10 protein-coding genes are annotated in these 13,460 nt (G+C 56.2%); all 10 read right to left on the bottom strand.

Annotation, left to right across the window (positions count from 1 at the left end; genetic code table 11):
- Positions 1–65: 65 nt before the first annotated feature.
- The gene (gene mutL, locus R2K26_RS03630) at positions 66–2,126 is read right to left on the bottom strand and encodes a DNA mismatch repair endonuclease MutL (RefSeq protein ID WP_316518815.1); all 2,061 of its coding nucleotides are present in this window, start codon (positions 2,124–2,126) and stop codon (positions 66–68) included.
- Positions 2,127–2,153: 27 nt separating this feature from the next.
- A complete protein-coding gene (gene mutS / locus R2K26_RS03625) occupies positions 2,154–4,772 on the bottom strand; it encodes a DNA mismatch repair protein MutS (protein WP_316518813.1) in 2,619 nt (872 codons plus the stop codon).
- A gap of 210 nt (positions 4,773–4,982) precedes the next feature.
- Positions 4,983–5,393: a YlbF family regulator gene (locus R2K26_RS03620; protein ID WP_308448202.1), complete on the bottom strand. Its 411-nt coding sequence runs from the start codon at positions 5,391–5,393 to the stop codon at positions 4,983–4,985.
- A 73-nt stretch (positions 5,394–5,466) separates the two neighbouring features.
- Complete coding sequence (gene miaB / locus R2K26_RS03615; protein WP_396897220.1) at positions 5,467–6,807, bottom strand: tRNA (N6-isopentenyl adenosine(37)-C2)-methylthiotransferase MiaB; 1,341 nt, start codon at positions 6,805–6,807, stop codon at positions 5,467–5,469.
- A gap of 272 nt (positions 6,808–7,079) precedes the next feature.
- A complete protein-coding gene (locus tag R2K26_RS03610; RefSeq protein ID WP_316518811.1) occupies positions 7,080–8,318 on the bottom strand; it encodes a galactokinase family protein in 1,239 nt (412 codons plus the stop codon).
- 18 nt (positions 8,319–8,336) lie between these two features.
- The gene (locus R2K26_RS03605; RefSeq protein ID WP_316518810.1) at positions 8,337–9,008 is read right to left on the bottom strand and encodes a hypothetical protein; all 672 of its coding nucleotides are present in this window, start codon (positions 9,006–9,008) and stop codon (positions 8,337–8,339) included.
- On the bottom strand, positions 9,008–11,017 hold the full coding sequence (gene ligA, locus R2K26_RS03600; protein WP_316518809.1) for an NAD-dependent DNA ligase LigA: 2,010 nt from the start codon (positions 11,015–11,017) through the stop codon (positions 9,008–9,010). Before ligA ends, R2K26_RS03605 begins: the two co-directional genes overlap by 1 nt.
- A 92-nt stretch (positions 11,018–11,109) precedes the next feature.
- Positions 11,110–11,703 (bottom strand): sporulation protein YunB, encoded by a 594-nt coding sequence (locus R2K26_RS03595; RefSeq protein WP_316518808.1) that lies wholly within the window; start codon positions 11,701–11,703, stop codon positions 11,110–11,112.
- Between the two features lie 59 nt (positions 11,704–11,762).
- Positions 11,763–12,335, bottom strand: a complete 573-nt coding sequence (locus tag R2K26_RS03590; protein WP_316518806.1) for a Maf family protein — start codon at positions 12,333–12,335, stop codon at positions 11,763–11,765.
- Positions 12,335–13,354, bottom strand: coding sequence for a UDP-glucose 4-epimerase GalE (galE, locus tag R2K26_RS03585; protein WP_176821290.1), 1,020 nt, complete (start codon positions 13,352–13,354; stop codon positions 12,335–12,337). The genes R2K26_RS03590 and galE overlap by 1 nt, the downstream gene beginning before the upstream one ends.
- Positions 13,355–13,460: the final 106 nt, after the last annotated feature.

Here is a 13,460-nt window from a genome sequence, read left to right as displayed (position 1 = left end):
GCGCCCCCTTTTGTTTACATAACTTTATAATAACACAACTTTCGCTCGTGTTTGTGAGCAAACCGTTAAACTCTGCCGAATTCTTTTTCCAGCGTTCGCTTTTTCAGCATCACGTAGATCGGTCTGCCGTGCGGGCAGTAGCGCACATCGGGGTTCGCTTCCAGCTCCTCCGCAAGTGCAATGAGCTCCTCTTTTTTCGAGGCGTTCCCACCCTTAATGGCTGCGCGGCACGCAATGTTGTGGTACAGCCAGTCCATGTGCTCCGTCGTCGCGTCGGTCTTGTTTTCTTCAAGGTATCCCGCCATTTCGAGCACGGAGTCCTTGATGTCCGCACCGTTCAAATTAAGCGGCGCGCTGCGCACCAAAACGGTACCGCTGCCGAAATCCTCCACGTCAAAGCCCGCCTGCTCAAAAACACTCAAATTCTGCAAAACCGCCGTGTACTCGTTTTTGTCCATCGTCACCGTCACGGGCACAAGCAGCGTCTGCGCCATAGCAGCTTCTTCGCGCCGTTTGAGCTTTTCGTACAGCAGTCGCTCATGCGCGGCATGTTTGTCGATAAACATCAGCGTCTGCGCGTCGTATTCAAGGATGATATACGTGTCAAACACCTCGCCGATCACCTTATGCGCCGTGCGGGGTAAATCCCGCTCCGTCTCCGGCACAATGCATGTTTCCGGCTGTGCGTTGCTTTCCGGATTTTCCTGCGCCGCTTCCGTCTGCACGGGTGTTTCCTTCCACGCCGGCGGCACGGGCTCCGTCTTGGGCGGCTGCGGTAAGGGCGGTTCTTCCGTTCTCACTTCCGGCTTTGTCACCGGCTGCGGCTCCGCCTCCAAAACGCGCTCGATCGACGTACGAATACTTTCAAGCTGCGGCTTTTCCTCCCGCTCTGCGCTGTCCGAGAACGTATGCGGCATCGGCGGCATATCAACGGGCGGCTCATACGGCGCTTCCGCCTCTTTTTTGCTCGTGTTGATAACGGGCGCAGACTTCACGACCGGCGCAGACATCGGCTTCACCGTCTCCGTTTTCGGCGGCTGATTCAGCACCATTTGCTGCGGCTTTACGACCACATCCGGCTTATACGGGTCGACGGGCCGCCTTGCGTGCTGCGCAAGGTCAACGGACTTCATATCGCGGCTCGCCGTCACGGCGGATTTCACCCCGTGGTACACCGCATCAAACACCGGACGCTCGTTCACAAAACGCACCTCCAGCTTCGCCGGATGCACGTTCACGTCGACAACCGACGACGGCAGCTCGATGTGCAGCACGCACGCCGGGAATTTACCCACCATAATCGCGCCCTTGTACGCTTCCTCCAGCGCCACACACGCCGTGCGGCTGCGCACAAAACGCCCGTTGATGAAGAAATTCTGCATGCTGCGGTTCGGTCGGCTCGCAATCGGCGACGAGATATACCCGTGCACGCGAATGCCGCCCAAGGTATAATCCACCGGCAGCAAAGCGCCGGAAAACTCCTTGCCGAACACCGCATAGATCGCCGAGCTCAGCTTGCCGTCGCCCGGCGTGTGCAGCACTTCCTTGCCCTCGCGAATGAGGCGGAACGAGATTTCCGGATGCGAAAGCGCAATTTTGTCCATCAGCCCCGCCACGGAGTTGCTCTCTGCGGTGTCTTTCTTCAGAAACTTCATACGCGCCGGCACGTTAAAAAACAGGTCGCGCGCCGTAATAGTCGTGCCAAGTGGGCAGCCCGCGTCTTCGATCTCCACGTCGCTGCCGCCCTCGGAGGAATAGTGCGTGCCGATTGAACTGTCCGACGTGCGCGTGATGAGGTCAACGCGCGACACAGCCGAAATGGACGCCAGCGCCTCACCGCGGAAGCCGAGCGTCAAAATCGCGTCTAAGTCGTCCTTTTCGCGCACCTTGCTCGTTGCATGGCGCAGAAACGCCGTCGCTACGTCCTCGCGCGCAATGCCGCAGCCATTGTCCGTCACACGGATATACGTCACGCCGCCGCGGCGAATTTCCACCGTGACAATCGACGCGCCGGAGTCAATGGAGTTTTCCACAAGCTCCTTAATGACGGAAGACGGGCGCTCCACCACCTCACCGGCAGCAATCAGCTCCGCGACCTGCTTTTCCAAAACGTGAATTTTCGGCATTTTCTGCACCTTCCTTTCGCGTTAAATTTATTTCAGCATATTTGCAAGTTCAAACAAAATGTTCATGGATTCAATCGGCGTCAGCGTGTTGACGTCCAGGCTTTTCAGGCGGTTTAAAACCTCCGTGTCCTTTGTCAGCATCGTCAGCTGTATCGGTTCCTCCTGCTGCACTTTCACGGCGTTTTTCGGTTTTTTCACCATCTCGCCGCTTTCAAGGCTTTTTAACACCTCTTTCGCACGCCGCACCACCTTGTCCGGCACGCCCGCGAGCTTCGCGACCTCAATACCGAAGCTGTCGTCCGCGCCGCCGCGCACGATACGCCGCAGGAACGTGATGTCGTCCCCGCGCTTTTTCACCGCAATACTGAAGTTCTGCACACCGGGCAAAAGGTCTTCCAGCTCCGTCAGCTCGTGGTAATGCGTCGCAAACAGCGTCTTCGCACCGCACAGCTTTTTGTCGTGTACGTATTCGATGACCGCCCGCGCAATGCTCATGCCGTCAAACGTCGAGGTACCGCGGCCGATCTCATCTAAAATCAGCAAGCTGTCCTTCGTGGCGCTCTTCAAAATTTCCGCCACCTCGGCCATTTCCACCATGAACGTGGACTGCCCCGCCGCAAGGTCGTCAGAAGCGCCCACGCGCGTGTAGATGCCGTCCACAATGCCGATCTCCGCCGCGCTCGCCGGCACAAAGCAGCCGATCTGCGCCATGATGACAATAACCGCCACCTGCCGCATATATGTAGATTTACCCGCCATATTCGGGCCCGTAATGATAGACACACGGTTCTGATTCGGGTCCATCTCAAGGTCGTTCGGCACAAACGGCGCGCTGCCCGTCAGCAGCGCTTCCACCACCGGGTGACGGCTGTCCTTTAAATACAGCCTGCCGTTCGCCGTAATGGTCGGGCGCGTGTAGTCGTTCCGCACAGATACCGCCGCAAACGATGCCAAAACATCCAGCTCCGCAATCGCCTTCGCCGTCTCCTGCACGCGGGTCAGCTGCTCCGCAATCGTCCTGCGCACTTCTTCAAACAGCTTGCCCTCAAGTGCAATAGAACGGTCGTGCGCGCCTAAAATGCGGTTTTCAAGCTCCTTTAATTCCTGCGTGATGTACCGCTCGCCGTTTGCAAGCGTCTGCTTGCGCACGTAGTGCTCCGGCGTCTTGTCCTTAAACGCGTTCGAAACCTCAAGGTAATACCCGAACACGCGGTTGTACCCCACGCGCAGCTTCGGAATGCCCGTCGCTTCGCGCTCGCGCGCCTCCAGCTCGGCGATGAGCTGCTTGCCGTTCGTCATGTCACTTTTCACTTCGTCAAGCTCCGCGTTGAAGCCCTCGCGGATAATGCCGCCCTCACGGATCGTGTGCGGCGGCTCCTCCACAACGGCGCGGTCAATGAGTTCGCAAATATCGGAGAGCACATCCATGCGGCTGTCGATGTCGCGCAGCATCGTCGCTTTAAACGTCGCAGAAAGCGCTTTCAGCTGCGGCAAGCGCGTCAGCGCCGACCACAGCGCACGCAGGTCTTTGCCGTTTACAGAGCCGTACACCACGCGCGTCATAATGCGCTCCAGATCAAAAATGCCCGTCAGCGCCTCGGTCACATCGTCTAAAAGCGGGCGGTTCTCAAACAGCTCCTCCACCGCGTTTTGCCGCAGCGTAATGCCCGCCGGGCTCAAAAGCGGCTGCTCGAGCCATGTGCGGATAAGCCGCTTGCCCATCGCCGTTTTGGTCTTGTCAAGCACCCACAAAAGCGAGCCGCGGCGCTCCTTGCTGCGCATCGTCTCGAGTAATTCAAGGTTTCGGCGCGTGTTTAAATCAAGCCGCATCGTCTTCGCCTGCGAATATATGCGAATTTCCTCCATGCGCTCCAAACCCGTGATTTGCGTGCGGCTGAGATACTCGAGCAAAGCGCTCAGCGCCGCCGTGATCTCCGGGAAATTCAAAACGTCGGAGCGTTCCAAAACCTCGGGGTGAAACTGCGCCTTCACAGTTTCTTCCGCGTGCAGCGGTTCGTAAACCGTAAAATCCATGCACTCGAGTGACGCCGAAAGCTTATCGGAAATGAATTTCGCCACGTCCGTCAAATCGGTAAATTCCGGGTTGATGAGGATTTCGCGCGGCGTAAATCGCGACAGCGCGTCGATGACCGCGCGGGAGAGCGTCTCGCCCTTCTCCGCCGTCAGCGTCGTCGCCTCCAGCTCGCCCGTTGAAATATCCGCAAAGCAGATGCCCACCTTATCGCCTTGATAATACGCGGAAGCGATGTAGTTGTTCTTCGCCTCGTCGAGCATGCTGCTTTCCATAACGGTGCCGGGCGTGATGACGCGGATGACGCTGCGCTTTACGATGCCCTTTGCAAGCGCCGGGTCTTCCATCTGCTCGCAGATGGCAACCTTGTAGCCTTTTGCCACAAGCCGCGCGATATACGTCTCCGCGCTGTGGAACGGCACGCCGCACATCGGCGCGCGCTCCTCCTGACCGCAGTCACGGCCTGTCAGCGTCAGCTCCAGTTCACGCGACGCGATTTTCGCATCGTTAAAGAACATCTCGTAAAAGTCCCCAAGGCGAAAGAAAAGGAGCGTGTTCGGGTACTTTTCCTTCACTTCAAAGTACTGTTTCATCATCGGGGAATAATCAGCCATGCCCGGCCTCCATATCGTTAAGATTCAGTCAACAAGTGAATTACTACCAAAGGCAGATTTTTGTAAAGTAGGTGCGCGAGATGCGCCGTCAGATTTTTCGTCAGAGCGTGCGTAAATTCCGCAGGCAGGCTGGCGCCTGTCAAGGACTTTACGACCGGTATGGCGGAAAAGATGCAAGCAGATCACGTACAAACTTTGCAAAATTCTGCCTTAGTGGCAGCCACCGCCGCAGGTTGCACAGCTGCCGGTGCAGCCGCAGGCATCGGGATCGCAGCCATCCGGGTCCTGACCCTCCGCGCACATGGAAAGCACACCCGTCACGCGCTGCATCAGCGCATCAAACTCGTTCTTTGCCGCCTGATACGCCGCCATGTGCTCGTTCTGCATCACTCTGCCGTAAATCTCGCGCAGTTCTTTGTTGTACTGCTCGATAAGCTCCTCGCTGCGGTCTTCCTTTGCCGCCTCGTTGTTGATGGCCATACGCTTTAAGTTGAATTCGCCGATGGCGTTCTGCAAAGCTTCGTCCTCGTTGCACTGCTGCTCCGCAACGCTCATGTTGATGTAGGTCTGGTCCTGCTGCAAAGCGCGGCCGAGTTCTCTTGTCAGTTTCATGATATCCATAGTAATAGCTCCTTAAAATAAATTATAAATTTTATTGTATTTTGAAAAAGCAATGGGTCAAAACCCGTTTTGCTTAGTCTACACATTCGCCGCGCAAAATCCAGTTGCGCGCTTCGGTCACTTTTACATTTTTGAATTCGCCGATCCACTCGTCTTCGCCGGGGAATTCCACAATGATGCTGCTTGCGGTGCGACCGCTGAGCAAACCGTTTTTCTCGTTGCGCTCTTCAATAAGCACACGCTCCGTGCTGCCCACCATGGAAGCGCAGCGCTTTGCGGCGATCTCCTCCTGCGTCTTCAAAAGCTCCGAGAACCACTGCGTTTTCTCCTTGTACGTAACAGGGTCTTCCATTTCGGCGGCTCTCGTGCCGGGGCGCGGCGAGAAAATAAACGTAAAGAGCGACGTGAACTCCACCTCGCGGATGAGGCTCAGCGTCTCGCAGAACTCCTCATACGTCTCGCCCGGAAAGCCGACGATAATATCGGAGGTCAGCGACAGATCCGGCATTTTCTCTTTCGCATAGCGGATGAGGTCAAGGTATTTTTCGCGGTCGTAGTGGCGGTTCATCGCCTTTAACACGCGGCTGCTGCCGGACTGGCACGGCAGGTGGATGTAGTGGCAGATGTGCCGGCTCTCCGCAATCGTGTCAAACAGCTCGTGCGTCGCGTCCTTCGGGTGCGAGGTCATAAAACGCAAACGGTAGTCGCCGTCAATCGCGTCAATGCGGCGCAGAAGCTCCGAAAAATTCACTTTCTCCGGCAAGCCCTTGCCGTAGGAATTCACGTTCTGTCCAAGCAGCGTAATTTCTTTGTAGCCCTGCTCAATGAGCTCGCGGCACTCGGCGACGATGGCATCCGGGTGGCGGCTCTTCTCCCGGCCGCGCACATACGGCACAATGCAGTACGAGCAGAAATTGTCGCAGCCGTACATCACGGTCACCCACGCGCGTGTGCTGCCGTCGCGGCGCACCGGCAGGCCCTCAATGATCTCCTTCGATTCATGCCCGCGCAAAAAAACGCGCTTCGAGTCGGTCACGGCGGTGTACATCATCTCCGGCAGTCGGTGGATGACGTGCGTGCCGAACACGATGTTCACAAACGGGAACGACGCCTTAATGCGCTCCGCCACGCGCTCCTGTTCCATCATGCAGCCGCATACGGCAATGAGCAGCGACGGGTTGCGGCGCTTCACGTTTTTCAGCGCGCCGATGTTGCCGAACACGCGGTCTTCGGCGTGCTCGCGAATGGCGCAGGTGTTGAACAGAATAAAATCGGCTTCATCTTCATCTTCAGTGAATTCAAAGCCCATTTCAGAGAGCATACCCTTAATGCGTTCGCCGTCCGCCACATTCTGCTGGCAGCCATACGTGCGCACAAGCGCCTTCGGCGTGCCGTGCATCGCGCGCACCTGCATGATCGCCGCAACGTCCGCCGTGTATAGCTTCTGCTTTTGCAGCTCGTCTGCCGTAACGGTGATTTCTTTATCCTTCAAAAAACATTCTCCTTTATCGCACGCAGACAAGCTGTCTGCGGTAAGCTGTCATAATGATACAGAGTATACTATACCACAAATCGGCATGATTCGCAAGGCGAAATCCACCGTTTCCCAATATTTACAATTTCGCAACACGTATTTCTCGCAATACGCAAAAACGGCGGCTCTAAAAATCAAAGCCGCCGTTAAACTTATTCGATTGTCACTTTCGTGCCGCCCGCGCTGCGCACAGAGAGCACATAGCAGCTCTTTTCGCCAAACACGCTCTGCATCTCTGCCTTGAACGCGTCCAGCATATCGAGCGGCACATATGCCTGCACCGTGCCGGCAAAGCCGCCGCCGTGCACGCGATACGCGCCCTTGCCACCGAGGATCTTCGCAATAAGCGCCAACGCGAGGGACAAGCCCTGCTCCTGTGGGTTCACAACTGCGAACACATTCTGCAAATTCATCGCCGAGGAATGACCCGAGGCAATCACGCACTGCTTGAACGTCTCAAAATCACCCGCTTTCAGCGCTGCCACTTCCTTATCCACCACGCGGTTGTCGTCGAAGAAATGAATCGCACGCAAAATCGCGCGGTCGCCGACTTCTTTTCTGAGCTCGGGAATTTTCTTATAAAACTCCTCCTCGCTTACCTCGCGCAGCACTTCGCCGCCAAGCGCCTTCGCAACGCGCTTCATCTCCGCCGGAATGGCTGCGTATTCGCCGGTCAGGTCGGCATGGTTTCCGCCCGTATCGACGACGCACAGCGCATAGCCGTAACGGTCGAGGTCAAAATCGATCTTCTCAATCTTCGGCGCGGAAAGGTCTTTAAAGTCCATCGTCGTAAAGCCGCCCACACTCGCCGCCATCTGGTCGAGTAAGCCGGAGGGCTTGCCGAAGTACACGTTTTCGGCAAATTTTGAGATCTGTGCCGCCTCCACGGGGTCGATCGCGTCGTCATTATACAGGTGGCTTAAAATCGTCACCACAAGCACCTCAAACGCCGCGGAGCTTGAAAGGCCGGAGCCCTTTAAAACTCTCGAGGTCGTCACCGCGTCAAAGCCGCCCACTTCATAGCCGAGCGCCTTTAAGCGTGCGCACACGCCGCGGATAAGCGACGCCGAGCGCTCCTTTTCCGCTTCCTGCACGTTAAGGTCTGCCGTATCGACCGTGTCCATCGGGAACCCGACGGATTTCAGGCGGATCACGCCGTTCTCGGTCTTTTTCACCGCCGCAATAACGTCCAGATTCACAGCCGCCGCCAGCACCTTGCCGTTGTTGTGGTCGGTGTGGTTGCCGCCCACCTCGGTTCTGCCCGGCGCACTGAAATATGAAAGTGCATTAGCATCCCCGAACTCCTCCGCAAAGTAAGCGGAAAGCTCCTCATAACGCTTCTGCTGCTCGGTCGCTTCCGCGCCGTACAGTGTTTTTAAATCGATGACCATGTTGAAAAACCTCCCGGTTTATTTTTTGAGCATCTGTGTAAATTTTAATTTATGTACTTTAGATTCGATAAACGGACGGAACCTTTCCAACGCTTCCTTTTCCATGTCTTCTTTTCTGAATACCATGGATTTGCCGTTATCAAAATACATGATGTAGTGCTGTCTGCTCTCGCCCACGTCGATCATGTGCTTGTAATCGACCTTGATGCGGTTGCCGTTTTTCATGTTGATGACGCTGTTCGTCATGAAAATAAGCGTCGTCTCCGTCAGGTGCATCACGGCAGGATTATTGTTGCGAATTTTAGAAAGCCAGCGCGTGCAGCGAATGACCACAATCAGCGTAATCGCCACATACATGATAAGCAGCGATAAAATGAAATTGCCCACGTAAAAATGCCCCGCGTTGAACGCAAAGAGGAACGAGAACACGAGCGGCACGATGATAAACGCCGGGATGAGCCACTTAAAGCGCCCAAGCGTAGAGTAATAAATGAATGCCTTGTAGTCGTCCTCGCCGATCTGGCTCGTCACGCGGAATTCTTCTTTTTCCGGCGCTTTCTTTTCTTCCGCCTTCTTCTCCTTGTCCTTCGGCGTTTCCTTTCCCGTCAGCTCGCGGATATAGCGGTCAATGTCCTCATCGGTCTCCACGGCTTTTTCAAGCGCTTCGTCCGTTTTTCTTTCTTCTGCCATTATGCCTCGTTCCTTTCCGTGTTGTCCTCACCGTTTAAAAGCGTCAAAAGCTCCGCTTCCGTCAATACGGGGATGCCCAGCGTCTGCGCCTTCGTAAGCTTGCTGCCGGCTTCTTCGCCCGCCACAACATAGCTCGTCTTTTTCGAGACCGAGCCGCTCACCTTTCCGCCCGCCTTTTCAATCAGCGCTGCGGCCTCCGTGCGCTTCAAATTCGGCAGCGTACCCGTCAGCACAAACGTCTTGCCAAGGAATTTCGTGTCCGTCGTGACCGCTTCCGCCGTCATGTTCACGCCCGCCGCTTTTAGCCGGTCAATGAGCTCTATCGCCGAGTGTCTTCTGAAAAATGCGTAGACCTCCTGCGCCATAATGCCGCCAAAGCCGTCTATCGCCGCAATCCGCTCCTCGTCCGCCGCAATCAAAGCATCCATATTTCCGAACGCGCCCGCAAGCAGCTTCGCCGCCTTCGCGCCAATGTGCGGAATGCCGAGCGCAAACAGCAGCTTTGATAAATCGTTTTCTTTCGATTTTTGGATCGCCGCAACGAGGTTTTCCGCGCTCTTTTTGCCGAAACGATCAAGCGTTTCAAGCTCCTGTGCCGTAATGTCGTATAAATCAGCCGGCGAGTGCACCTGAAGCGCTGCGCTCAGCTGCTCCAGCGCCGCCGGGCCCAATCCGTCAATGTCCATCGCGTCGCGCGACGCAAAATGAATGAGGTTGCGCATCAGCTGTGCCGGGCACTGCGGATTCGTGCAGCGCGCTGCCGCTTCCCCCTCCACACGCGTGATAACTTCCCCGCACGAGGGGCACGTTTCCGGCAAACGGTACGGCACGGTATCCTCCGGGTTCGAGACCACGGAAACGACCTCCGGGATGATCTCGCCCGCCTTTCGGATAATGACGCGCGAGCCGATGCGGATATCCTTTTCCGTGATGAAATCCTGGTTGTGCAGCGTCGCGCGGCTGACCGTCGTACCGGCTAAGAACACCGGCTCAAACACGCCGGTCGGCGTCAAAACACCCGTGCGCCCTACAGCAACTTCTATGTCAAGGAGCGTCGTCTCTTTTTCCTCCGGCGGGTACTTGTACGCCTCCGCCCAGCGCGGGAACTTCGCCGTGCTTCCGAGTGCCTCGCGCTGAGAGAAGCTGTCCACTTTTACAACAGCGCCGTCAATCGGGTACGAGAACGTGCCGCGCTCGTTGCCGATCTCGCGGATTTTCTCGATTACCGTCTCTATGTCGCCCGTGCGGCAATAAAGCGGCGACACCGTAAAGCCAAGCTCGTGCAAACGCTTCAATGCGTCCGCGTGCGTCGTGATGGTCTCACCCTCGATGACCTGAATGTTAAAAACAAAAATATCCAGCGTGCGCTGCGCCGTAATCTTCGGATCTTTCTGTCGAAGCGACCCCGCCGCCGCGTTGCGCGGGTTTTTAAACGGCTTTTCTTCCAAAAGCTCCTGCCGCTCGCACAGCCGCAAAAAGCTTTCGTCCGACATATAAACCTCGCCGCGCACCTCCAAAAACGGCAGCGGCTCTTTGAGCGTCTTCGGTACGGATTTGATCGTACCGATATTCAACGTCACGTCTTCACCCGTAATGCCGTCGCCGCGCGTAGAGCCGCGCGTGTATACGCCGTTCACGTATTCCAGCGCCACGGAAAGACCGTCGAATTTCGGCTCTACCACATACACCGGGTCGTCCACAACGGCGCGCACGCGGCGGTCAAAGTCGCGCAGCTCGTCTTCGGAAAACGAGTCGTGCAGGCTCTCCATCGGCACGGTGTGCGTCACTTCCGCAAATGTGTTGTACCCCGCTGCGCCCACACGGTTCGTCGGCGAGTCCTCTGTTTTCAGCTCCGGGAACGCCGCTTCCAGATTTTCCAAGCGGCGGTACAACATGTCGTACGCATAGTCGCTGATTTCCGGCGCATCCTCGGTGTAGTATTTTTTATTGTGGTACTCGATCTGTTCCCGCAGCGCGTCAATCTGCTGCCGGGCCTGTTCGTGCGTCATAAGTTAAAACTCCGTGTCATTTCAAGATATTTCGATACTTGTTAATATCTTACCACAAAACGTGCGAAAATCCAACGGCTATTCACAATTTTTTATCCTGCGCGCACCACGCCGTACTGCGGCACGTCGCCCGCAAGCACCGCTTCATACACGGGGTATGCTGCCGTCACCGTCACAGGCTCCGCCCCGTCTCGCTCCGCCGTGAACAGCACCGCTTCAATATGCAGCACCGTTCGGTACGCCGTGCGGTTGATGCCCGCGCCCGTCAAGACGCTTTCAAACCACACCGAAACCGCACTTTCCACCGAAAACCGCACGGGTATCTTCATCCCGCGCCCGTTCAAAAGCATCAGCCCCGTTAAATTTCCGAGCGGCACAAACGCCTTTGCCGTGCTGTTCAAGCTTTTCCGCAAAGCATCCGTCAGCTCCGCTTCCAGTACGCCGAGCGCATATGTAGAGAGCGCCGTCTCTGCCCCGTCCTTTTCGCAGACGGTCTGCGGCAGATACTCCGGCACCGTTTTCGCGATGCACCCTTGCGCGTGCGCCGTCAGCGCTGCCGTGCGCAGCTCCGCTTTCATCGTGGGCAGTCGCAGCTCGGCAAACACAAAAGCGAAAACAAGCAGCAAAAACGCCAACACGCGCCGTTTACGTCCGCGTTTATACCGTCTTCGGCGATACCGGTACATAAATCATCAGTCCTTTCCGATACGCCAGTATACGCCGAAAAGGACTGATCGTGCCTGTCTTATATTTTGTCTGCCTTTAAAAGCTTTTTCGCTTCCTGCATCACGTGCGCCGCAGGCAGACCGAAAATGTTGTTGTAGTCGCCCTCAATACTCTCTACGAACAGCGCCGCCGGGCCCTGAATGCCGTAGCCGCCGGCCTTGCCCATCGGCTCGCCGCTCTGCACGTAAGCCGCGATTTCGCTTTCTGTCAGAGGATAGAACTTTACCTTCGTCTCCTGACTGAACGAAACGCGCTCGCCGTGATACGCCATGCACACGCCGGTAAACACCGTGTGCACATGCCCGGAAAGCAGGTGCATGAAACGGTTTGCATCCGCTAAGTCTTTCGGTTTGCCGAGAATTTCGCCGTCTATGTACACCACCGTGTCCGCCGCGATTACAAGATCGCCACTTTCGCACTTCGGCAAAACCGCTTCCAGCTTGCGGCGGGAAAGCTCCTTTACAAGCGCGTCCGGCGCCTTCGGCCCGTTCGATTCATCGGCATTCGAGGCGATCACCGTAAACTCGATGCCCGCGCGTTCCAGAATCTCCTTGCGGTTCACGGAGGACGAGGCTAAAACGAAGCGTGCCATCAGCCGTTGTAGCCGTTCGGGTTCTGCGTCTGCCAGCGCCAGGAGTCCGCACACATGTCGTCCAGCGTCTTCTGCGCCTTCCAGCCGAGCTCCTCATATGCCTTCGTGCAGTCTGCGTAGCACTCCGGGATGTCGCCCGCGCGGCGCGGCTTGATCTCATACGGAATCTTGTGGCCGACGCACTTTTCAAACGCGTGCACAATGTCAAGCACAGAGTAACCCACACCGGTGCCGAGGTTGTAGATCTTCACGCCGCAGTGCGGATCATCGAATTTCTTGAGCGCCGCCACATGGCCCTCTGCAAGGTCGACGACATGAATGTAATCGCGCACGCCGGTGCCGTCCTTCGTCGGGTAGTCGTCGCCGAAAACACCGAGGCAGCGCAGCTTGCCCACCGCCACCTGCGTGATGTACGGCACAAGGTTGTTCGGGATGCCGTTCGGGTCTTCGCCGATGGTGCCGCTCTTGTGCGCGCCCACCGGGTTGAAGTAGCGCAGGATGATCGGGTTAAAATCCGGGTTTGCGTGCGCGTAGTCCTTCAAGATGCGCTCAATCATCAGCTTTGTCGTGCCGTAGGGGTTCGTCGTCGAAAGCGGGAAATCCTCGCGGATCGGCACGGAAGCCGGGTTACCGTACACCGTCGCCGAGGAGCTGAACACAAAGTTGTTCACCTTAAACTCCGCCATCACCTTCAAAAGGCTCAATGTCGAAATGAGGTTGTTTTCATAGTAACGCAACGGAATCTGCACGGATTCGCCGACTGCCTTCAGGCCTGCAAAATGGATAACGGCAAAAATCTCGTCCTCCGCAAAGATCTTGCGCAGCGCGTCTTCGTCGCACACGTCCGCTTCAAAGAACTTCACTTTTTTGCCGCTCAAATTTTCAATGCGGTCTACCACCAGCGCCTTGCTGTTTACAAGGTTATCCACGATCGTCACATCGTAGCCCTTTTCAAGAAGAGAAATGCAGGTGTGGCTGCCAATGTAGCCTGTGCCGCCCGTAACCAAAATTCTTTTCATAAGAAACCGACCTTTCTGTCTTTCTGTCTGTACTGATTATACACAGTTTCCGCCGCTTTGTACAGTAGCATGCGTATCTTTTTTGATGCTTATTTATTTCGATTTT

The sequence above is a fragment of the Neglectibacter sp. CSJ-5 genome (assembly GCF_032490475.1).
In the GTDB taxonomy this organism is placed as follows: Bacteria; Bacillota; Clostridia; order Oscillospirales; family Acutalibacteraceae; genus Hominenteromicrobium; species Hominenteromicrobium mulieris.
This window is presented reverse-complemented; position numbering and strand designations above follow the sequence as displayed.

Excerpts from the sequence above, each read along its gene's own strand:
- mutL (WP_316518815.1), bottom strand. The coding sequence starts at position 2,126 with ATGCCGAAAATTCACGTTTTGGAAAAGCAGGTCGCGGAGCTGATTGCT.
- mutS (WP_316518813.1), bottom strand. The coding sequence starts at position 4,772 with ATGGCTGATTATTCCCCGATGATGAAACAGTACTTTGAAGTGAAGGAA.
- R2K26_RS03620 (WP_308448202.1), bottom strand. The coding sequence starts at position 5,393 with ATGGATATCATGAAACTGACAAGAGAACTCGGCCGCGCTTTGCAGCAG.
- miaB (WP_396897220.1), bottom strand. The coding sequence starts at position 6,807 with ATGCAGGTGCGCGCGATGCACGGCACGCCGAAGGCGCTTGTGCGCACG.
- R2K26_RS03610 (WP_316518811.1), bottom strand. The coding sequence starts at position 8,318 with ATGGTCATCGATTTAAAAACACTGTACGGCGCGGAAGCGACCGAGCAG.
- R2K26_RS03605 (WP_316518810.1), bottom strand. The coding sequence starts at position 9,008 with ATGGCAGAAGAAAGAAAAACGGACGAAGCGCTTGAAAAAGCCGTGGAG.
- ligA (WP_316518809.1), bottom strand. The coding sequence starts at position 11,017 with ATGACGCACGAACAGGCCCGGCAGCAGATTGACGCGCTGCGGGAACAG.
- R2K26_RS03595 (WP_316518808.1), bottom strand. The coding sequence starts at position 11,703 with ATGTACCGGTATCGCCGAAGACGGTATAAACGCGGACGTAAACGGCGC.
- R2K26_RS03590 (WP_316518806.1), bottom strand. The coding sequence starts at position 12,335 with ATGGCACGCTTCGTTTTAGCCTCGTCCTCCGTGAACCGCAAGGAGATT.
- galE (WP_176821290.1), bottom strand. The coding sequence starts at position 13,354 with ATGAAAAGAATTTTGGTTACGGGCGGCACAGGCTACATTGGCAGCCAC.